This window comes from Novosphingobium sp. PhB165 (assembly GCF_004341845.1).
Lineage (GTDB): Bacteria > Pseudomonadota > Alphaproteobacteria > Sphingomonadales > Sphingomonadaceae > Novosphingobium.
The window spans coordinates 115,947-137,364 of the sequence record NZ_SLVB01000007.1; the positions used below are offsets into that span (position 1 = coordinate 115,947).

Genomic DNA, 21,418 nt, shown 5'->3' on the forward strand with positions numbered 1-21,418 from the left:
AAGCTCTGAGATAGTTGGAATGCCGCATCGATGCGGCATTCCCAACCAAACGGCGGCCGAGAGTGGATCTCGGGCGACTGATCGGAAGGACGGAGGGCAGCACCGCGCTCTTCTGGCTGTGATCAAGGAGGCCCGAGCCTGACGCAGGAAGGCTTGCAAAAATCCAGGGCAAAGTTACCAACCGTTCAGTAGATCAATCGCGGCAGGCAAGATGCTGCTTTTGGGAGTAGACGGATGGTTGCTTCGCCCTTCTGGAACGCCAGTCGCATTCGCACCCGCGAGACCTTGGCATGATTGTGCAATATGTCCTGCGCGGCATCGCAGGCCGCCTGCTCAAGCTGCCTCCCAGAACGAACACCATCCGAAGGGAGAAGGCGTTAGGGATCCCCATGCGCGATGGCACGACGCTGGTAGCCGACCGCTATTTTCCGGCCAAAGGGAAAGCCCGCGCGACAGTCCTCATGAGGAGCCCCTACGGGCGCGGCTTCATCATCGGATTTTCGGCAGCCCTGCTCGCCGAACGGGGGCTCAATGTTGTCGTCCAGAGTGTTCGGGCCACTGACGGATCGGGTGGAGAATTCGATCCGGTCCGTCAGGAACGCGATGACGGCGTCGACACAGCACTCTGGGTTCGAGACCAGCCGTGGTTCGGGGGCAAGCTTTACCTTTTTGGTGGCAGTTACCTCGGCTTCGTTGCCTGGGCCCTTGCAAGCGAACGCCCCGACCTCGTGGACGGTGCGGCGCTCACCGTGACCTCCTCTAACTTTGCGCAAGCACTGCGCGAAGGAGGCGGGCTCGCACTCTTCACCGCGCTCAGCTGGACCAGACAGATGCATGACAGCATCAGTACGGGCAAGTCCCCCTTCTTCGGCGGCAAGATGCTTGCCCCTTCAGCCTTTTCGCACCTGCCACTGGGTTCGATCGACAAGAACGCGTTTCAGGTCACGAACCGCTGGTGGCAGGACTGGATTGTACATGATCCCGATGACCGTTGGTGGGAAGCGATGGACTTCTCAAGCGGCGTGACACGTCTCGATGCGCCCGTCCTGCTTGTCGCTGGTTGGCAGGATCTGTTCCTGCCATACCAACTCGACGACTTTGCGGCACGCCAATCCGCCGGCCTGCCAACCTGGATCACGATCGGCCCTTGGGAGCATGGCGGGCCATCCGGATTGTTCGAGGGGCAACGTCAGTCAATCGAATTCCTGACCAGCCTTGCACGAGGAACATCCGCAAACCCGCTAGAGCGGGCACCGGTAAGGCTTTACGTCCAGGGCGCTGGCGAGTGGCAGGAATACGAGCAATGGCCACCCCATTCAGGCGCGCCGCTTCGAATGCATCTTCATGCAGACGGCGGTCTTTCACACAATGCCGCTGACGCGCACGAGGGGTCGACGCACTACAGGTACGATCCCTCCGATCCTACGCCTTCGCTCTACGGTCCCGTCACGGTCCCGGCAAAATCGCGCGACTTATCCGCTTATGACATGTGCAGTGACCGGGCGAAATTCACCTCGCCGTCGCTCCGGAAGGATTTCGAGATCATCGGCGCGGTGGACGCCGAACTTTATGTCCGCACGAGCAGGCCTTGGACGGACTTCTACGTCGCATTTTGCCAAGTGCACGAAAACGGTTCGGCCATCCATATCTGCGACGGTTACGTTCGCCTGGACGAGCATGTTTCACCCGCGGACGCAGATGGCGTGCGCAAGGTCACCGTTCGGTGCTGGCCGACCGCATGGTTGTTACCTGCAGGCGCCCGCTTGCGGATCTACGTCACCAGCGCCTGTTTCCCGCGCTATGCGCGCAACTGTGGCACGGGCGAACCTCTCGCGACAGCTACGCAGATGGCCGCAAACGACGTCGAAATCCTGCATACGCAGGATCACCCCTCGTGCCTCATGCTCTACCCGTCTGACGGTATTCCCCCGGTCTTTGCAGACTGAAAAGCATGCGTCCGCCCGAGCCAAAGGAAGTCGCAAATGCAATTCCGACCTGATATTGCGCCACAGCGGATTCTCAGTCTGCTGCAGTTCCAAGCTGCGCATTACGATGCGTACGCAATTTAGTCGTTTAGCCGTTCGCCTAGCTGGCAAGCGTCTGTCTGGCGGTCAGCGGCACGACGTTCCCGGTGTGGCTAGAATTGTGGGCTCTCTGCTGGACAGCATCAGACGAAAAGTGGACGAAGCTTCCGTTCCGGAGCGCGAAGTTCCCCTTCACCCAAGCCGTGGATCTATAAGGAACTTTTCTCCAGTGGCCTTGCGCTCGTAGCCGCGCAGGACGTCCGGTTGCAACGCCTGCGCCAGGCCGACGACCTGGGTATACCGGCTGGCGAACGTCGTCGTGAGTTCGGCCAATACGCGCGCTCGCAGCCGGGCAGCGACGTCCGCTCCCGCCTTTTGCAGGAACGGAAAGAGCAGCCAGCCGCCGGCAGACCACTGAAAGCCGAACGTCATGCGGTTGAGCGTCGTGGGCGCAAGGTCGAGCGCGCCATAGATGTAGAGCTGCTTGAACGTGTCCGAGCCGTAACGGCTATAGCTGCTCGAATTATCCACTGCGGCTCGCTCCATCGCGCTCAGGATGTCGCTGCCCAATGCGCCGCCGCCAATGGCATCGAAGGCGATCGTTGCGCCGGTTTCCCGGATCGCAGCGGTGAGCTGCGCGGTGAAGTCCTCGTCCCGGCTATTGACCACATGCTGCGCACCGATGTCGCGCAGGATCTGTGCCTGCTCGGGCGAGCGCACCACATTGACGAGCGCAATTCCGTCCGCAAGGCAGATCTTCTGGAGCATTTGGCCAAGGTTCGAGGCGGCGGCAGTGTGGACGATGGCCTTGTGGCCTTCCCGGTGGGCCGTCTCGACAAAGCCGAGAGCCGTCAGCGGGTTCACGAACATAGCCGCGCCGTCAGCGGCGCTGGCACCTTCCGGAAGCACGACGACATCGCGCGCGGCGATCCGGCGATAGTCGGCGTACATTCCCCCGCCGATCATGCCGACAAGCTTTCCTTGCAGAGCCTTGGCATTACGGCCGGCGGCGATCACTGTTCCAGCGCCCTCGTTACCTATCGGCAACGACTGACCGATCCTTCCGCTCACGCCGGGAAGGCGGCTCTCCGGCACTTGAAAACGAAGGCTGCCGCCATCTGCGGTCTCCAAGGTGGTGATATCGGCCGGGCCGAGCAGAAGGCCGAGATCGCTGGGATTGATGGGAGCCGCTTCTATCCGTACGATCACTTCGTCATCTCCCGGCTCGCCGAGAGCGACACTTTCCAGCGAAAGCGTCAAGGTTCCATCCTGATCGATACGGCTCCGCATTTCGCGATTGGTCAGCGTCATCGTGCTCTTCCTTGGTTAGTTTTCGAAAGTAGCCGAGCGCAACTGGCTTGCAACTGCTTCCAGACAGACCGCTCGCCCGGCAGGTCAGACGCCGCGAGGCAATCCGCCGCCATGCAGCTATTCACCTCTTTGTCGCCGCCCGATCGAATTTTTGGTCACGCTTGGAAGCGGGCGTTCTGGCGGGAGAGCGGTTATTGCAGTGCTATTTTCCGCCTTACCGCAAACCGCTTTGCAGCCAAGAACAGCGCCCAAACGGCAGTCGCCCAGCCAAGGTCACGGAGTAGGTCTGCCGCAATCGGCAACATCAGGTGTTCGCCCACCGGTTCAATTGAAAGCAGCCCCTTGGGATCAGGAATGCCGGGACTGCAACCCAAATTCGAAACCATGGCCGTGCTATGGCCAGCTGGAACATAGAATAAATCGGACACAAAGAACGCGGTATGATCGGCGTCATCTTCTCCGGCATGGCGGAGGCGATCAAAGGTCACAACGGAGCGTCTGCCCGAATTACCGATAATCTCTACCTGAAAATTGCAGTGAATCGACGGCCGATCTGGCATGCCGACACCTGTTCCAGGCTCAACTTTCTGTTCGAGGGTTAATCCGAACCGATCATGGAAGCGGAGGCTTGAGCCTTTGTTGACGAGATGAAGGATGCTTGACTTGCCGCGTTGCGGCATTGGCTGAACGTCACTTCCGCCCGTGCCGGGATATACCGCATAAGAGGCAACGAATAAGGCTACGGCAAGAGCGGGTGGGCCCAACCCAACAAGTCCCAATTGGCGTATCTGCATGGCCGATAACGTATCGCACCACGCCATGTCCGCAACAGCGGCGCACGCCGCCAAAGCGGTTCTGGGTTAAATCTCCGCAAGGCTGACCGTCCAATTGGTCCGGCCATAGCCGCCGAACACCCGCTCCGCCGTGCGAACACGCGCTGTCACTTTGTCGCTCTCAGATCCACGGTGCCTCCCTTCAGTCCCTCGGCCGTGGCGGTGACTGTGAAATGGCCCTTGCCCTTTCCCCGGACCAGGGCGACGGCGAGACCGTCCTGCGCTGCGCGGTCGGGCGAAGGGAAAGGGGTATGATCGACCGAGGATCCATTGTCGGTCGCGATCAACTGCCCGGTGCCCTTGATCGCGAAATGCAGGCGATTGTTCGCGGAAGGCACGGTGACACCGTTCGCATCGACCACCCGCGCGCGGACGTAGACCATGTCGTCGAATGCGGAGCCGACGGTCGGCATATCCGGCTTCAATTCGATGCCGACGGGTTTTCCCGCCGTTCGCAGGCTGTCTGAAACGGTCTCGCTACCGGGGTCGCGGCAGGTGGCGCGCACCTCCCCCGGCACATAACGCACGGCCCAGCGCCGAGGAGAGGCATCCGCATTGATCGGCAGCGTACCCAGCGAGCGACCATTGAGGAAGGCCTCGACCTGTCGGCAATTGCTGTAGACCTCGATCGTCTCGTCGTGTGGACTGCGGTCTTGCGGCGTCCAGTCGTCGAACAAGGCAATCTTGGGCTTGGGCGTTGCTACGGCGATCATGGTTGGCAGGACGGGCTGGTTCGGACCGCCCGCGCCGTCGGTCGATGGGCCGGCCGCCGCAGGATCGGCATTGCGCACGACATGGACCACGGGTCGATCCGACCACCAGCTTTCGCGCTCCATCCCGCTGATCTTCTGGCGGCCGGTGCGATCGAGCAGCCCGGCCGGATTCTGGATATTGGGCCAGCCGGATCGGTTCGCCTCGCCCAGATAATCGACGCCGGTCCACAGGAACATGCCCGAGAAGGGCGCATAGTCGCGCACCGGCACCCAGTTGCTGCGGTTAAGCGCATTTTCGGTTCCGATGATGCTGCGTTTCGGGTTTTGCTTGCTCGCCGCGATCAGTTCATTCTCGCGGTAATTCTGGCCGACCACGTCCAACATGTCGGCCAGCCCGTTGTCGTAATCCTTGGTCACGTTCGGCCGGAACAGCGCCATCGTTACCGGCCGTGATGGATCGGCGGCATGGACGATGTCCAGGATGCTGCGCAGCGCGGCCTTGGCCTGGACCGGATAGGCGGTGTCATGGATTTCGTTGCCCGCGCTCCACAACACTATGCTTGGATGGTTGCGGTCTCTGCGCACCATGTCCAGCGTGTCGCGCTTGTGCCAATCGCCGAAGAAGAGATGATAATCTTCCGGCGTCTTGGCGACATTCCATTGGTCGAACAGTTCGTCCATTACGATCAGCCCCAGTTCGTCGGCCAGGTCGAGAAATTCGGGGCTGGGGACATTGTGCGCGGTGCGGATTGCGTTGACGCCTTGCGCCTTGAGCGTGCTCAGCCGCTGGCGCCAGACGGCCAGCGGGACGGCGGCTCCCACCGCGCCGCCATCGTGATGAAGCGCCACGCCCTTCAGCTTGAAGTTGCGGCCGTTCAGCCAGAAGCCGGTCGCCGGATCGAACCGGGCTTCGCGCACGCCGAAGCGGACATCCTCATTGTCGAGCAGCGTGCCGTTGGCGGCCAGCACGCGGACGGAGGCACGATAGAGCGCCGGGTCGTTTACATCCCAGCGGCGCGGGCGAGGCAATGCAACTTCGACCGGCAGGATCGTGGTCCGTCCGGCCGCGATGCTGGTGGCCGACGACACGGTGCGCGCGACTTCACGCCCATCGGGATCGGTCAACCGGAGCTCGATCTTCACTTCGGTCGCGGCGGCGGTGTCATTTTGCACATCCGTGGTGACCGCGATTGTCGCTTGATCGTCGCTGATCGCTGTCGCCCGCACATAAGCGCCGCCCTGCGGGATATGGACGTCGTCCGTCTCGATCAGGCGGACGTGTCGATAGATGCCCGACCCGGTGTACCAGCGTGATGAGGGCGCGGCAGAGGTATCGGCGCGGACCGCGATCACATTGTGGCCGTCCGCGCGCAGATGGCGCGTCATGTCATAGCGCTGGCTGACATAGCCCATCGGGCGATAGCCGATATGATGGCCGTTCACCCAGACGCCACTGCGCTCCATGATGCCGTCAAATTCGATGAAATAGCGCCGTCCCGGCTGCGGCGTCAGGTCCAGCCTCTTGCGATACCAGGCAACTCCGCTGGGCAGAAAGCCATTCTCTCCTGCGGCCTTGGCATTGGGGTCGAATGGGCCGGCAATGGCCCAGTCATGCGGAACGGAGACAACCTGCCAGGCTGCATCGTCCAGTGTGGGCGTTTCGGCGCCCTCAGGATCTGACTGGATGAAACGCCAGCCGTCCGGTAGCGGCGTAATCTCACGAGGAGCGGCCTCGGCCACGCCGATCGATGCCAGGGTTGCTGCAAGCGCATAGAATATCGACTTGATGCCTCTCTTGCGCACCCGCGTTTCCTCTCCTGACACTCTCCTGTCGACTGGGTACTAAAGTTCCCGCTATTTGCAATACCGTTTCATCATACGGCCTATCAGCACTTCGGCCTTGTGAGCGGAAAAGCGAGGATTGGCCCTTTGCGCCTGATCCAAAATGTGAACGTCTTGCCGCGGCCGATCCCCAGCGCTCTGGCGCCGATCCTGCCAGAGGCAGAGCTGGAACAGCGTCAGCGCGATTCAGGGTCGAGGCCGGTGTCGGCTGTGGCCGGGGTGAAGCGGATCGGCAGCGTCTCCAGCCCCCATACTCCGGGAAAACGCCGCCAAGTCGGCTCGCCCGCCAGCTGCGGATTCTTGAGCCGCTGGGCGATCAGGTGAAGGCCTTCTTCCAGCTGGAACCGCGCGAGATGAAGGCCCAGGCAGATGTGCGCACCCTTGCCGAAGGCGAGGTGATGCTTTGCCGCTTCGCGCCCCGGGCGGTATTGCATCGGGTGGTCGAAGGCCCGCGGATCGCGTCCCGAGATATTGAGCAGGAACATCAGGTGCGTGCCCTTGGGGATCAGCACATCCTGGTAGACGATGTCCTCGAGCGCGATCCGAGGCGGACTGCTGGGGCTCGAATGGCGCAGCCCCTCCTCAATTGCGAGCGTGCAGAAGTCCCGGTCACGCGCGCAGCGCTCCCAGAGACCGGGTTGCTGGAACAGAAGGAGCGCGGTCATGCCTAGCTGGTTCTTGGAAGTGTCGTAACCCGCCGCGAATAGGAAGAAGAGCTGCTCGCAGACCTCCTGGTGCGACAGCACGCCGGCATCCTCGGCCCGGATCAGTTCCTGCAAGAGGTCATCGCGAAGCTCGCCGCTGGCGCGGCGCTTTGCCACCAGATCGGAATTGAATGCCATCATCATGGCATGGGCCTTTTCCATCTCGGGCAGCAGCGAGCGATCGAGACTATAGCTGAGCCCTTGCACCTCCAACGCCCACTTGATCTTGGGAAGATCGGCAAGGTCGGCACCGATCAGGCCGAACATCACCGCCACCGGAAAGTTAGAGGCGAATTCAGTGAAATCGAACTCTCCCTTGAGCGCCCAGTCATCAAGCAGCGTCGTCACCACCTCGCGGATGAGATCGACGTGATCGGCGATCCGGCGCGGCTTAAAGAAAGGCTTGAGCGCATCGCGCATGCGCTTGTGGTCGGCGCCGTGGCGGGCGATGAGCAGCGCCTTCATGAAGTCGCCCCACGGTGTGTCGGTGGCGCCCATGATCTCCACAACGTCGTCGGTGGCGATATGCAGCTGGTCGTCCATCTGCATGAGGTCGCGGATCTCGCGGTGCCCGTGAACGATGTAGCCGTGCGTGAACTTCGCGAGCCACGGATGCTGCTCGCGCGCTAGGGCGAACCACGGCTCGGGATCGGCACCGAACGCGCGATCCTCGATCGGCAGGTTCGTCAGCGACAGTTCGTGGATGCTCGCGGTCACGCTCTCTCCTCGGTCGCCGGCGTCTGGACCTATGCTGACCAATTACTTAGCATTGCTGACCATTTGATTAGCAGTAATACTCTTGTCAATCTGTAAGCGATGTGGCGTTCTTGATTTTGACCTGGCCAAGAATAGGACGAAACCGCCGTTCGCAAGCTTGATGGCGAAGGTCAGCTCCTGGTGGAAGCGGACCTTCAAAGATTTTTGGAATTCCGGATCGTAGGGCGTAAATATATCACGCCCTCGCATTCACATCGTTCGCGCAAAGTTACTGACCGTGACTCATTTTACGGAGAAACGCGATGAATGCGTCGAACAGTCTGGTCATAGGCACCTTCTTGTATGCGAACTCGGGTGCGTCCTCCATCGAATGGACAATCATCGCGACGTCGGCCTCGAACAGCAGCAGGCGGCCGTCGGGCGTTTCACCGCAATCGATGCCGAAATAGTCCAGTCCAATCCGGTCGCAGAGACTGTCGAAGGCGCGCGCGTGGCGCGCGGCGAAGTCCTGATCAAACGCTGCCATGAATGCCGCTTCCTCGTCACGGCGCCCCGCATTCTCGGCCATCCCGGCGCTCATATAGTGGACAATCCAATGGTCCGAGACCGCGAGATGGCTGATGTAGGGCACGCGGTCGATGAACACGATCCGCTGCTTGCAGAACAAGCCGTCGGGGCCGCTATAGTCGATGAAGTCGGCAACGTAGAATTGCCCCTCGGGATGGCGCGCCAGATAGTCGGCGAGCTGTTCCGGGTTCTCCACTTTTTCCAGGCCGATCCCGGCCTGCGTGCCGGCTGGCCGGATCGTGCTGGGAAAGCGCGGCGGGTCCAGCGCGATGTCCGCGCGCGTCCGGGATCGCGTGGCAGGAGCCAGGATCTCCGGCACGTCGGCAAGCGCGTTAGCCACGCCGTCGCGCGTCAGGTTGGCGATATTGATAGCGCGCCCGTTGAGGATCGGACGCGGCCATTGCGCGGTCAGACCGTCGATCCGGCGCAGCAGCGCCTGGCTCTCCGGTGCTTCACCCGCCGCGATGATCGCAATGTCATGCTCGGGGAACGGCAGGTCGAGCGGATTGTCCGCCTCGAGATCGAGGTAGGCCGTGATCAGCGTAACGTTCGAATGTTCGAGCAGGAAATCGAGCGGCGTATTTGCGGTCAGATCGCCAGGAGCGAGCAGCGCCAGCACCCGGATGTCCGATCCGTCACCATAGACGTTTTCGAAGATGCGCTGCTGCGCGATCGCCTGCGCCTGAAGCGAAAGACCTTCCTCGCGATTGCCGATGAACTGGATAAGAAACGAAAGGTCCAGCATCGCGCCGGCATCGATCGTCTCTGATGAGATCCGCCCGATCATCGTGTCGACGAGCTCGGAGAGATCCTGCTTGTTTTCGAACATGCGGCCCAGGCGCGCGGGCCCGAGCGTGGTAGGCAGGGCGCGGGCGATGGCGGAATGGATCACGGGATTCCTCCGAATGGTCAGGCGGGCATGGCAAGGAGCAGGTCGACAAGCGCGTCGACATCGGCTTCGCTGGTGCGGTGATTGACGAAGGCGGCGCGGATCGCAGGGTGCCCGTGGATCCGGGTCAGCGACGGCGCGACGCGCCCGCCTGCCTGCAACCGCGCGACGGCAGCTTCATTGCGGCGGTCGGCATCCGGGCCAGTGAAGCCGAAACAGACGATGTTGAGCTGGACCGGCGCCATCAGGCTCAGCCCCTCGGCAGCGGCGATCCGCTGTTCCAGCCGCCGCGCAAGATCACATGACCGCGCGATGGACTCGCCGATCGCGGCCAAACCGTAGGTACGGAGCGTGAACCAGGTCTTCAGCGCGCGAAAGCCGCGGGAAAGATCCGGGCCATAGTCGCAGGGCCAGTGCGTGCCGCTCGCCATGCCGTCCGTCGCCCGCTGGAGATAGGGCGCGTCTGCGGCGAAGGTAGCGCGGTGGATGGCCGGGTCGCGGCACAGCAGGAAGCCCGCATCGTAGGGAACCTGCCCCCATTTGTGAAAATCGAACGCCAGGCTGTCCGCCTGCTCGATGCCGGCCAGGCGCGGGGCGAGTTCGGGCGCCAGGATCGCTAGCGCCCCAAAGGCGCCGTCGATGTGCAGCCACAGATTCTCGTCGCGCGCCACCTCGGCCAGCGCGGCCAGGTCGTCGGTTGCGCCGATATCGACCGATCCCGCGGTCCCGACGATCAGAAAGGGGGTCAGCCCGGCCGCGCGATCGGCAGCGATCGCCGCCCGCAGGGCCGCGACATCCATCCGGTGCTGATCGTCGACGCCGATGGCGCGGAGGGATTCCGAACCAAGCCCCGCCATTTCGAACGCCTGGCCGACGCACCCATGTGCCACCCGGGACGTGTAGCCGGTCAGCGTCCGCCCCGCTGCCGCGATGCCGGTGTGTCGCGATCCGGTGCCGAGCGCCCGCGTCCGCGCGATCAGCACGGCCATGAAGTTTGCGATCGACGTCCCGGTCACGAAAAGGCCGCTGGCATCCGCGGGAAAGCCGAACAGTTCCGCCATCCACGCCGTGATCTGGCGCTCGACATGGATCGGCATGTGCTCGCGCCCGCCGAGATTTGCATTCAGGCCGGCTGCGAGCATTTCGGCGAGCATGCCCACCGGGGTTCCTCCGCCCTGCACCCATCCCAGGAAGCCGGGATGCGCATTGCCGCTGCCATATGGCAGGATATCGTGGAGGAAGTCCTCATGTACCACTTCCAGCGGCGTCGGCTGCGCGGGCAAGGGCCGCTGCATGCGTACGCGCGCCGGTTCCGGAATGGGTTGCCATAGGGGACGCTCGCCCACGGTTTCCATCGCGTCGAGAAGATCGTCGAGCATCTTGTGACCCTGCGCCCGCAGCGTCGTCCAGTCCTCTGGATCGAGCGACACCCCTTCCACGGCAGCCACCGCGCCAGGATGCCCAGCGGGCGGATGCGATCGCGGGATATCGGCCGGAACAGGGGTAGCAGAGAACGCGTTCATGCACCCCATTATAGGCGCCCACTGAATGGCTTGGTTAACCGGCGCATATTTCGGCGGATCCTTTCCGCACAGCGCCCGCCAAAAATTGGGCGCGTCCAGGCGCCGCCCGATCTGCCGCCGCGCTATGATGGAGAATGCGTTGGCAACGCGTGCGCTGCGACCTCCGCCGGGGTGATGCCCGCGTGGTTCTTCCCGATGGAGTTTCGATAATGACAGCGGTCAGCCGGGTCCCGGCCCATCTTTGCGAGGCCTTTCCTCCCGCTAGGGCCTGCCTGGCCGATGCGCTTGCCCAGGGTGGAGACCAGCGCATCACGCTGGACCCGGTGACCGCCCGCAACAGCTATGGCTGCATCGCCGAACCGGATCCCGATCTGGTGCGGCTCGGCTCCTCCACGGCTTCCACGATTGGTTCCGCAGGCTTTGCCGCCGCCGAGGAGTTGCTCGAACGTCTCGGGCTCGACACCCGTGGCGGGTTCCGCCGGGGGATCGCGGCGGCCGCCGCCGCCCGCATCCGGCGCGGCATTCTCGATCTCGCCGGGGTGGAGCGAAACTCGGGGGTTGAGGCCATTCTCGCCGCGTCGGGCACCGATGCGCACCTGATCTTCACCCAGATGACACTGCATCGCCCCGGCGCTCCCTGGCTGGTGCTGATGCCCGAGCCGGCCGAATCCGGCAGCGGCGTGCCCGGCGCGCTCGCCGGCAGGCATTTTGCCGACCATGCGGCCATGGGCAACGATGTCACGAAGGGCGCGCTGGTATCGCCGTGCGCACCGATCGAAACACGGCGCTATGCGCTGCGCGAACCAGACGGATCGGCGCGCAATCTGGCGGAAATCGATGCCGAGATTACCGCCGCGATTGTCGAGGCAGTGGCGGCGGGGCGCCGCGTCCTGCTCGTTGCGATCGATGTTTCAAAGACGGGCATCGTCGCGCCTAGCCCGGGTTGCGTGCTGGCAGTAAGAGCTGCGCATGGCGACGCGGTGGAGGTGCTGGTCGATGCCTGCCAATTCCGCCTCTCGCCGGAGCGGTTGAACCGCTATCTCAACAGCGGCTGTGCCCTGGCGATAACCGGCTCAAAGTTCATGGGCGGCCCGATCTTTTCCGGCGCGCTGCTGCTGCCCTCGACCGTGGGGACAAGGCTTCGCGCCCTGCCGATGCCGCCGGCGTTGGCGGGCTATTCTGCGCAGTGCGATTGGGACGAGGCATGGCGGGCAGCCGAAACGCTGAGCGCCCCCGCGAACACCGGCCTGCTCTTGCGGTGGGAAGCGGCGCTGGCCGAGATGCGCCCCTACGGCAAGATCGACGAGCAGGCCACGCGCGCCATCGCCATGAGCTTCGGCCAGGCCGTGCTGGCAGCCATGGAGAGCAACCCGGCGATCGAACCGGTGCTGGATCATGTCGACCCCCGTGCGCTCGGCGACGGCTTCGGCGAAGACCTGCGGACGATTTTTCCGTTCTACCTGGTACGGCGGACCGGCACCGGGCAGCGCCGTGCCACGATGGAACAGGCGCGGCAGGTGTACCGCCAAATGCCCGTTCCGGCGGGCACGTCGCGGCACTTGCGGCGGCGTTTCGAACTGGGCCAGCCCGTCGCCATGGCGCACGGCGAAGGCGCCCTGCGCTTGTCCTTGAGCGCGCCGTTGATTGCCGAGGCCCACCGACGTGGAGAGAAATGGCTGCGCGAGCTTGCGACGGATGCATTCGCCAAGGCTGCGGAGATCTCCTCAATGCTTTAGAGGAGCAGAAAACACGACACAGGCATATATTACTTGTAAGATCTACGAACTTATTACGAGTGCCGTCGAAGCGGCAAGTTTTACGCCTGCCTCTATTCACTACTCTTCAGGATGGCGATGTGCAGTCAATTGTAGGGCTTGAAGGGCGACGAGAAGTTGATCATACTTGGTCGCAACGCGATCTCGATAAGTTGCTCTTCCCTCGACTCAGACGCGAGACTGGCAGCAATAACAGGTGTTTGTCCCATCACGGGATGGTCTAAATTCATCATCATGGCCGCGAAGTGAACCGCACCGAGATTGCCGGAGGCCAGTTTTCTTAAATCACAAAAGCGGCCTGTCATCCATCCGGCGCTTCGTAGGACATTCCTGCTGCCTACAAGGTTGCCCAAAAAAAACGGTTCCGACAACGATCGTCGCTTGCGTGCCGGTGCCGATACGCAATGGGGTTACAATCGCCCAAGTTGCTCGAAGTGCGCCTGCCGAACGTAAATACCACGATATCCTGCAAAGATTTTTCCAAATATCTGAATTATGCTGGCCTTCAGCGTCGCGCCTCGACATGGTGCCGGCGCGAACAATGCTGAGTTCAACGGGGGAAATTCAATGCGCCAGAGGTTCTTCGGTTGGGCAGCGCTCCTCGCCTCAGCCTCGGCCCCGCTGACCGCGCAGGAGGCATCCGTCCCCGGAGCGCCATCGGCACAGGGTGATCTTTCGGTCACGATTTACAACAACGATGTCGCGCTCGTGCAGGACGTCCGCACTCTGAGCCTCGGCAACGGGCGCGTTCGGCAGGATTTCCCCGATGTCAGCGCCCAGATTCGTCCCGCGACGGTATCGCCTACGGTGCCCGACGCGGTGATCGTTGAACAGAATTTCGACTATGACCTGCTCTCCCCCTCCAGCCTGATGGAAAAATCGCTGGGAGAGGAGATCACCCTCGTCCGCACCAATCCCGCCACCGGGGCCGAGACGCGCGAGCGATCGCGCGTGCTGGCGGTCAACGGGGGCGTCGTGCTCGACATCGGCGGACGGATCGAGGTGCTTCGCGACGATGGCCTGCCGGTCCGGGCGGTGTTCGACCGAGTGCCGCAATCGCTCCGCGCGCGGCCAACGCTTTCGGTCACGCTCGCCAGCACACGGTCGGGATCGCGTCCGGCAACGCTCTCGTACCTGAGCGGCGGACTGCGCTGGAACGCAGATTACGTTGCCCTGTTCGACGAAAACAACGGCAAGATCGACGTGCAGGGTTGGGTAACGCTGCAAAACAACAGCGGCACGACATTCACCAATGCCCGGACGCTCCTCGTGGCCGGAGATGTTGGCAGTACGAACGACAACAATGGCTACATGCCGCAGCCGCGTCGCGCCACGCACATCCGTCCCGGCTCTGAAAGCACCGATCGCGAGCAACTGGGAGACTTCTACCTCTACCCCCTGGCTGAGCGCACGACGATCGCCGACAGGCAAACCAAGCAGGTCAGTTTCCTCGACGTCAAGGGCGCGGCCGCCAGTTCGGGTTTTCGTTTCGAGAACAGCTGGCTCAACAGTTCGGAAAATGCCCGAAGCGCGCAAAGCGTGCTGAGTTTCGCCAATTCAGGTGCCGGCGGCCTGGGCGACGCCCTGCCCGCCGGCACCGTGCGCGTCTATATCCGCGACGCACGCGGCCAGCCGCAGTTCATCGGTGAAAACTCCATAGACCACACGCCGCAAGGCTCGACCATCGCGCTACCGACCGGCGATGCCTTCGACGTGAAGGTGCAGCCCGTCGTGGTCTCGCGCACCCGGATCAATGCCAATCGCTGGCAAACGCAGATGCGCTATCGCCTCACCAATGCGCGCTCACGCGGCGTGACAGTTGAGCTGGTGCAAGGCGGGCTGGACTGGACCGACACCCGGATCACCGAAGAAAACCGCAAGAGCGAACGCCGCGATGCAGGCACCGCCGTTTGGCAGGTGCCTGTGCCAGCGAACGGAGAAGCGATCGTCACCGCGACATTCGACACCCGCTACTGATGTCCTGGCTCCGTCTCGCGGTCCTGCTGACAGTGGCGGTGGTGCCGTCGATGCTTGCCGCGCAGGAGACGCGCACGGTCATTTCTGCTGCGCCGGAGCGCGTGGCCCTGACCGTCTATCGCGAAGGCTATGGCAATGGCGAGATCGACCGCGCAAATCCGCAGGGCTTCGCGATGGTCACGGAAACGCGCAAGGTGCGGCTGCCGCGCGGCCGCGCCGAACTACGCTTTGAAGGAGTGGCGGGGGGCATCATCCCGGTCAGCGCGGTGATCGAGGGATTACCGGGCGGCACGATCGAGAAGAACCGCGACGCGCGCCTGCTCTCGCCGGCCTCTCTGATCGACGGAACACTGGGCCGCGAGGTAACAATTACCCGCATCGAGAAGGCCGCCGGTCGCAAGGTGAGTGAGGAGGCTACAATTATTGCCGGGCCGCGGGCCGGCGTCGTCCTGCGCACGCCGTCCGGGATCGAGACACTCCACTGCTCGGGCCTGCCGGAAAGGCTCGCGTTCGATTCCATCCCCTCCGGCCTGTCCAGCAAGCCGGTGCTGAGCGTGACGACCGACAGTCCCGCCGCGCGCACGGTCACCGTGCGGCTCAGCTACCTTGCCTCGGGCTTCGACTGGCGCGCCAGCTACGTCGCGACCCAAGCAGCGGACGGACGCACGCTCAACCTGTTCGCCTGGCTTACGCTGGCGAATGGCAATGGCGAAACCTTCCCCCAGGCTGAAGTCAATGCCGTGGCCGGCCGCCTCAACCGCGTCGAGACCCCGCAATTACTGGCTGCAATCTCCAAGCTTACCCTCGCCTGCTATCCGCTTGGAACCACGACCTCCGACCTGAAGTCACGCGAGGCGCCAGAGCAGGAAATCATGGTGACCGCGAGCCGCCGGTTCGGGGGGGTACCAGTGCCGCTGAGCATGGCCATGCCGGCTGCTCCGCCAGCACCGCCGCCGCCCCCTCCGCCGGAGGATTTGGGCGATCTCAAGCTGTATCGGGTGCCGGAACGCGTGACCGTGGCCCCGCACGCACAGAAGCAGGTAGCGCTCCTTTCCCGTGACAAGGTGCAGTTCGAGCGCCGCTACCGCCGTGAGGTTTCTCCCTGGCAGACGCTGGATGCCGCGCCGACGGCAGTCGTGCTGGTCCTCCACAATGAAAGCGCGGCGGGGCTAGGCCTTGCGCTGCCGCAGGGCACCACGGCGCTTTATGCGGAAGGTCCGCGAGGCCGTCAGCTTCTCGGCTTGGGCACGCTGACCGATCGAGCGGAAGGAGAGACTTTCCGCCTGTCTGCCGGCAAAAGCACGCAGGTCATGGTCAGTCAAAAATCGGCGGGGAACAGGGGCAGGGTACTTAGCGTCACTAACGCCAACGCGTTCCCGGTCAGTGTGGATATCCCCATTGGCTCAGCCGGTCAGAAAATCGTCGCAGACAATGAGACGCTGCTTAAAGTTGATGGCGTCGCGACATGGTCTCAGACACTGGCACCAGGCGAAAACGCAGAACTGCGCTACACGTATTAGCACGGGTCTCGATCTATACTGATGAGATGCGATGTCGCGCGGAATGAGACCACGCATCAACGATGGTCCATATAAAGCGCGAGCTTTCATCATGTTCGGTCCCTTCGTTCTTTCGTGCCTTCGATGCTTCTTGGCTCGTAAAAACACGTCGACCAATCAGCTAGATAACGCTTCGTTGGCATTCATGAAGTAATAGTCCCCTCGCGAGATCCGCCGACATAGCCGCCGTTCACTGCGCTGAGCGCCCTCTCCCGAACCGGCGTTTCCCGTTAATTCACGCTGAGGAAGCGGCCATCTTCGTCAAAGCGGCAATTGAAGAACTTGGTCCCCTTGCTGCCGTCACGGGGATCATACCATCCCTGGACAATGTAACCGCTCCGCTGCTGGATCGGGGCATTCGCAGTCACTTCGCTCGGCCGGCGATCAAACCGCGCACTTGCTTCGTTTCGGCAGGTCCGAGACAGATCGTCCCCAGCGACATAACCGTGCGCCTGCGAGCCATGGCGGTCGGCTTCATAGGAGCGACGATCATTCCCGCTCGCATTCCTGTGGCAGTCCGGTGGCGGGGTTTGCGTCACCGTTTCGTAGTGGCCATTCATGGTTGAGATTGACACGCATTGATGGCGATCCTCGTTCCACCAATAGGTGTAGCTGCGATCGTCGCCCTTCTCTCCACCAACATTGCGATAGCCCCTCCGATGAAGCTCTGCTTCGGCTTGGCCGGCTCGGGCTCCGACCATATCTTCCAGCCCTGTCGACTGTGCGCCTGAGGCGGAAGGCACGGCCATCGCAAGGAGTGCGGCGAGAGCAATGACGCGAGAATGAAAGGCCATGGGAGCTCCTTGTCGTGAATCAGCGGGAGAGGCTCTCAACCTTCTAATTTATGATAGTTTTGCAGGCTATTGGATTTGCGCTTTGCCGGCCCCGGCATGGAGATCGAGGACATAATCCATGGCTCGCAAGTCACTGAGGAGATCTGGCCCCGTTGGCAACCAGCGAAGCGCTTGGCGCGTCCACGCGCTCGAAGCCGGCATGTCGAGGCTGGCGAACATCGCGAACCAGCCGAAGTGCGCAGCCGCATCCTCCGACTTCAGCCCGACGAGCGGCAAGTCCAGCCCCGTCGCGACCACTTCGGCAATCGACCGTGCGGAGATGCCTTCCTCGGCCACGGCATGATAGCGAGCGCCGGACTCGCCGCTCTCCACAGCCGAAACATAAAGCTTCGCCACGTCCAGCACATGTGCCGCCGGCCAGCGGTTCGCACCCTCCCCTACATAAGCGACGACGCCCTTTTCGCGAGCGATGTCGATATAGGGGGAGATCAGTCCCTGTCGCACCGTGTCATGGACCTGCGGCAGCCGCATGACCGATAAATTCAGGCCGGCGTCGAGCAGATCCTGCCCGGTCCGTTCCGATATCGTGCGGGGATTGGGGTGGTCCAGATTCAACACGTCCTCCCGCGCCAGCCCACCATCCGCAGGCGTGCCCATGCCTGTGCCGGAGGTGATCACCAGCGGACGGTCCGATCCTTTCAGCACGGCGCCGAGCGCCGTGATTACCCGACCGTCCTTTTCGCAATTGGCAACGAAATTGGAAAAGTCGTGGTCGAAAGCGGTGTGGATCACTGCGTCAGCATCGGTCGCGCCGGCGGCAAGGTGCTCCGGATCCTCCAACGATCCGCGATGCACTTCGGCACCTGCAGCCAGCAGGGAAGCAGCACCCGCGTCGGACCGCGTGAGGCCGACGACTTGATGTCCGGCGGCCAGCAGTTCGGGCACGATGCGGGAGCCGATGAAACCCGTGGCGCCTGTCAGGAATACGCGCATGTGTGGAAACTCCGATTGGGGAGTTGCTCTTTCGGCCTTCGCGTCTTCCTGTTAAAGTAGTGATCTTATCATGGTATAACCATCAACAGGATCGCCTGTGCCGCAAAAGTCCGCCAGCGCTAAAGACAACGCTCTCGGGACTTTCCTGCGCGATCGCCGGATGCGCCTCGATCCCACGACTTTCGGCTTCCCTGCCGAACGTCGCCGCACGCCGGGCTTGCGGCGCGAGGAAGTGGCACAGCGCTCCAACATCAGCGCCACCTGGTACACTTGGCTGGAACAGGGGCGCGGCGGCGCGCCTTCCCCGGATGTCCTTGACCGCCTCGCCGCCGGCATGATGTTGACGGAGCCGGAGCGCGAACACCTCTTCATCCTTGCTTTCGGCCACCCACCCGAAGCCCGCTACCGCCAGTCGGAGGGGATTACTCCGCGCCTGCAACGCGTGCTCGATGCTTTCCCTTTCAGTCCGGCGATCATCCGCACCGCGACCTGGGACGTGCTCGCCTGGAACGTGGCGGCGGCAGCCGTGCTGACAGACTATTCCACGCTCCCGCGCGAAGGAAGGAATATCCTGCGGTTGATGTTCTCGAACGAACGCATTCAGGCCGCGCAGGACGACTGGCGAACGGTGGCCCGATACGTCGTTGGCGCGTTTCGGGCCGATGCCGCCCGCGCCGGCGCGGGCGCGGAGATCGCGCAACTGGTGGAGGAACTTTCGCGCCAGAGCCCCGAATTCGCGGCGCTCTGGCGCGACAATGAAGTCGTGGGCCACGGCGACGGCGTAAAGCGTCTTTCCCATCACAGGATCGGGCCCATCGAGCTGGAATTCTCGACTTTCGCAGTGGAGGGACGCCCCGATCTCACCATGATGGTCTACAATCCGGCGACGGCGGAAACCGCCGACCGAATGAAGAGATTGATTCAAGAAACTACGGACACTGAAGCAGAATTTACTGTTTAAAGCGGCCGGCCCACGCCCAAGCCGACAATAACGCTAACAAGGCCGCAGTTCACGGCGCTGAGCGGGTCTACAGGAGGCGAACGGCCGACTTCAGCGAGAGCAGCCATTTAAGGTGCCGGGCCAGGACGGCGACAATTGGGTCACGAACTCCCCACTCTTGCAATGTTGCCCTAAACGACTGAAGTAAAAAAGATCACACTGACTGCAGCCGCAAACACCAAAAGCGCTAGTACGAAGCCAAGTGTCTTGGGCGAGAACTGCCGGAGCGTTGTGATCGGTGAACCAGCTTGTTCGGTAGAACGCCCGTCGGATGTTCTCGACTGATTTGGGACGCTCCAGTGGCCGGTGGGCGATAGCATATCCGGACCGCTTACCTGACTTACAAGCGCAAGCCTTTCAAACGCGACCGCCATCCTTTGCTCGTCGATATATTTGCAGATCGCTTGGGTTTCCGGATCATCGTTGGCGGATATGGGCGGTCGTTCGAGCAGACGGCCGATCTGGGCATCCAGGTCATGCAGCCGGTCGATCGCTTCCAGCACGCAGCGCCTGTCGCCCTTTCTCAGCGCAAGCTGAAGCCGCGTGAGCGATAGACTGTTGGCTCGGCAGATCTGCAGTCCGAGACGAACATCCTTATGGAGAACGGCCTCATCAGTCAGGGGAATATCGTGATCTCGGCGCTCCGGTGAACAGGTGCTCATAGTCATCTCCGCTTTTCCATGCTCCCGCTGGAGCGAATAGGCGCCTTTGGAGAGACGGGAAGCGGTCTGAGATCGACTGAGCGCTCCTCAGGCCAAGTCGGTGTCAAAGCCGAAGCGCCACTCGAAGCACGGTGATCAAGCGGATTGCGATAGGCGCAAAAGACATGGCGAGGAAATCGGCCTCGGCGCAAACGGGACCTCTCGAGCACCGCCGACAGAGCCGACGTCGGCGGCTCCGCGACTGATTCTCGAAACCTGCCGTTGATCCTTCAAGCTTGCGAGCGAAGCTCTGCTTGCTTAGCCGCCGACAACGACTAAGCGGTGTGTATGACTGCTTCCGACCTCGAACTTCTGCTCATTGCGCGCCTCATGCGGGAGAGAGGCGGCACGTCCCAGACATGGCGGCGGGCGCTTGGCAAGCTCGTCGTGCGCGATATGGCGACGCATGCCCATTGCAATTGGGATGTCAGGCTTGGTGGCACCGATGCGCAGCGCGCTGCAATCGAGCGATTGCTCGACGATGTTCGGCTTGAATATTCGATCATTACCGCCGATTGAGCGCCTAACGGGCTTTAGCCGCCAACATAACAGACATGGACGGGGCAAGCGCGCTCCCTGAAACCTGCCCTACATTAATGCGGCCGACCGTTCCTGGCTCGATGTGATTATCCCGCTGCCGATGTTCAGCTTTCGCCGTCACAGAAACCTGGAACTCCCAAGCAGCTCTCGGAACTTCAGATTGGTTTCATACAAAATTGATGTGACCAGGATAAGACTGGGCTAAGGAGGCGCGGCAATCAAAGATCTGGATGTCATCCACTTCACCGCCTTCGAATATAGTGAAATCGCCATGGAAAGTGCCGCCGGACACGGTGCTGGGAGGAACCCGCATCTCTCCCGTACTCAATGGTACTACAATGCTGGCAAGGGACATTTCCATGACTAAAGTTGGATCCGCTTTCGGCATATCGATAGAAGTGGCGGCGTGGGACGCAGCCGGCGCCAATGTCGAGCTTTCCTGTGCGGCCATGTTCATTAGGGAGGCGGATGGAGCTCTGATCACCGGTGGCCTTGCTCACCTGAATGCCGCTCTCGATGGCCATCTTCTCGAACTACGCGAGCAAGGTATCTTCACGGCTGCGGCGGGTGAGTGCCTGCTCCTCCCCTGCCCGCCCGGCAGCATCAAGGCGAAAAGCCTGCTGCTAGTCGGGATGGGAGACCCGGCCGACTGGTCGGTGAACAGATTGCGAGACACCGTCCGCGCCGCCGCCGAATTCGCCCTCGCTATCGGCGCCCATAGCGCAGCGTTCGCTCCAGGTATGCTCGACAGCGGCATTACGCCAGGCGCTACCGTCGGCGCCAGCGCTCCCATGATCGACGGCCTTGCCGCAGCCCTTCGCGCCAGGTCGAAGCTCGTCGACTTGGGCCTTGCTGGAAAGCCACTCCTGCAGCGCTGGGTGTTCGACGTCGGAGCGGCAAGGCTTTCCGGCGCGGTCGAGCAGTTCCAGGAACAACTCCGGCAGCGCGCCGATTAA

17 protein-coding genes are annotated in these 21,418 nt (G+C 62.4%); 7 read left to right on the forward strand and 10 right to left on the reverse strand.

Annotated elements, in window-relative coordinates:
* Nucleotides 1-290: 290 nt before the first annotated feature.
* A complete protein-coding gene (locus EDF56_RS19930; protein WP_132390806.1) occupies nt 291-1,946 on the forward strand; it encodes a CocE/NonD family hydrolase in 1,656 nt (551 codons plus the stop codon).
* Between the two features lie 270 nt (nt 1,947-2,216).
* Here EDF56_RS19930 and EDF56_RS19935 read toward each other — a convergent pair whose 3' ends face one another.
* From EDF56_RS19935 to EDF56_RS19960, 6 genes are all read right to left on the reverse strand, one after another.
* A complete protein-coding gene (locus EDF56_RS19935; protein WP_132390808.1) occupies nt 2,217-3,335 on the reverse strand; it encodes a zinc-binding dehydrogenase in 1,119 nt (372 codons plus the stop codon).
* A gap of 191 nt (nt 3,336-3,526) precedes the next feature.
* On the reverse strand, nt 3,527-4,129 hold the full coding sequence (locus tag EDF56_RS19940; protein WP_165912273.1) for a hypothetical protein: 603 nt from the start codon (nt 4,127-4,129) through the stop codon (nt 3,527-3,529).
* Between the two features lie 146 nt (nt 4,130-4,275).
* The gene (locus EDF56_RS19945; RefSeq protein ID WP_207904798.1) at nt 4,276-6,684 is read right to left on the reverse strand and encodes a glycoside hydrolase family 2 TIM barrel-domain containing protein; all 2,409 of its coding nucleotides are present in this window, start codon (nt 6,682-6,684) and stop codon (nt 4,276-4,278) included.
* A gap of 215 nt (nt 6,685-6,899) precedes the next feature.
* Nucleotides 6,900-8,144 (reverse strand): cytochrome P450, encoded by a 1,245-nt coding sequence (locus EDF56_RS19950; protein ID WP_132390812.1) that lies wholly within the window; start codon nt 8,142-8,144, stop codon nt 6,900-6,902.
* A 268-nt stretch (nt 8,145-8,412) separates the two neighbouring features.
* Entirely contained in the window at nt 8,413-9,603 is a 1,191-nt protein-coding gene (locus EDF56_RS19955; RefSeq protein WP_243652723.1) for a tetratricopeptide repeat-containing protein, read from the reverse strand.
* 17 nt (nt 9,604-9,620) lie between these two features.
* Nucleotides 9,621-11,048, reverse strand: coding sequence for a pyridoxal-dependent decarboxylase (locus EDF56_RS19960; protein ID WP_243652724.1), 1,428 nt, complete (start codon nt 11,046-11,048; stop codon nt 9,621-9,623).
* A gap of 284 nt (nt 11,049-11,332) precedes the next feature.
* Here EDF56_RS19960 and EDF56_RS19965 point away from each other — a divergent pair, with 284 nt between their 5' ends.
* Nucleotides 11,333-12,859, forward strand: coding sequence for a hypothetical protein (locus tag EDF56_RS19965; RefSeq protein WP_132390816.1), 1,527 nt, complete (start codon nt 11,333-11,335; stop codon nt 12,857-12,859).
* A gap of 125 nt (nt 12,860-12,984) precedes the next feature.
* Here the strand turns inward: EDF56_RS19965 and EDF56_RS19970 are convergent, their stop codons facing one another.
* The gene (locus EDF56_RS19970; RefSeq protein WP_132390818.1) at nt 12,985-13,203 is read right to left on the reverse strand and encodes a hypothetical protein; all 219 of its coding nucleotides are present in this window, start codon (nt 13,201-13,203) and stop codon (nt 12,985-12,987) included.
* Nucleotides 13,204-13,465: 262 nt separating this feature from the next.
* Here EDF56_RS19970 and EDF56_RS19975 point away from each other — a divergent pair, with 262 nt between their 5' ends.
* Complete coding sequence (locus EDF56_RS19975) at nt 13,466-14,875, forward strand: DUF4139 domain-containing protein (RefSeq protein WP_132390820.1); 1,410 nt, start codon at nt 13,466-13,468, stop codon at nt 14,873-14,875.
* Entirely contained in the window at nt 14,875-16,395 is a 1,521-nt protein-coding gene (locus tag EDF56_RS19980; protein WP_132390822.1) for a hypothetical protein, read from the forward strand. The genes EDF56_RS19975 and EDF56_RS19980 overlap by 1 nt, the downstream gene beginning before the upstream one ends.
* 269 nt (nt 16,396-16,664) lie before the next feature.
* On the opposite strand, the gene EDF56_RS19985 is transcribed toward EDF56_RS19980, so the two are convergent.
* Both EDF56_RS19985 and EDF56_RS19990 read right to left on the reverse strand, forming a co-directional pair.
* Entirely contained in the window at nt 16,665-17,228 is a 564-nt protein-coding gene (locus EDF56_RS19985) for a hypothetical protein (RefSeq protein ID WP_132390824.1), read from the reverse strand.
* Nucleotides 17,229-17,294: 66 nt separating this feature from the next.
* Nucleotides 17,295-18,221, reverse strand: coding sequence for an SDR family oxidoreductase (locus tag EDF56_RS19990; RefSeq protein WP_132390826.1), 927 nt, complete (start codon nt 18,219-18,221; stop codon nt 17,295-17,297).
* A gap of 97 nt (nt 18,222-18,318) precedes the next feature.
* Here EDF56_RS19990 and EDF56_RS19995 point away from each other — a divergent pair, with 97 nt between their 5' ends.
* Entirely contained in the window at nt 18,319-19,182 is an 864-nt protein-coding gene (locus EDF56_RS19995; RefSeq protein WP_279389725.1) for a helix-turn-helix transcriptional regulator, read from the forward strand.
* A gap of 170 nt (nt 19,183-19,352) precedes the next feature.
* Here EDF56_RS19995 and EDF56_RS20000 read toward each other — a convergent pair whose 3' ends face one another.
* Complete coding sequence (locus EDF56_RS20000; RefSeq protein ID WP_132390828.1) at nt 19,353-19,889, reverse strand: hypothetical protein; 537 nt, start codon at nt 19,887-19,889, stop codon at nt 19,353-19,355.
* 321 nt (nt 19,890-20,210) lie between these two features.
* Here EDF56_RS20000 and EDF56_RS20005 point away from each other — a divergent pair, with 321 nt between their 5' ends.
* Together EDF56_RS20005 and EDF56_RS20010 are read left to right on the forward strand one after the other, a co-directional pair.
* Nucleotides 20,211-20,441 (forward strand): hypothetical protein, encoded by a 231-nt coding sequence (locus tag EDF56_RS20005; RefSeq protein ID WP_132390830.1) that lies wholly within the window; start codon nt 20,211-20,213, stop codon nt 20,439-20,441.
* Between the two features lie 359 nt (nt 20,442-20,800).
* On the forward strand, nt 20,801-21,418 hold the full coding sequence (locus EDF56_RS20010; protein ID WP_165912274.1) for a M17 family peptidase N-terminal domain-containing protein: 618 nt from the start codon (nt 20,801-20,803) through the stop codon (nt 21,416-21,418).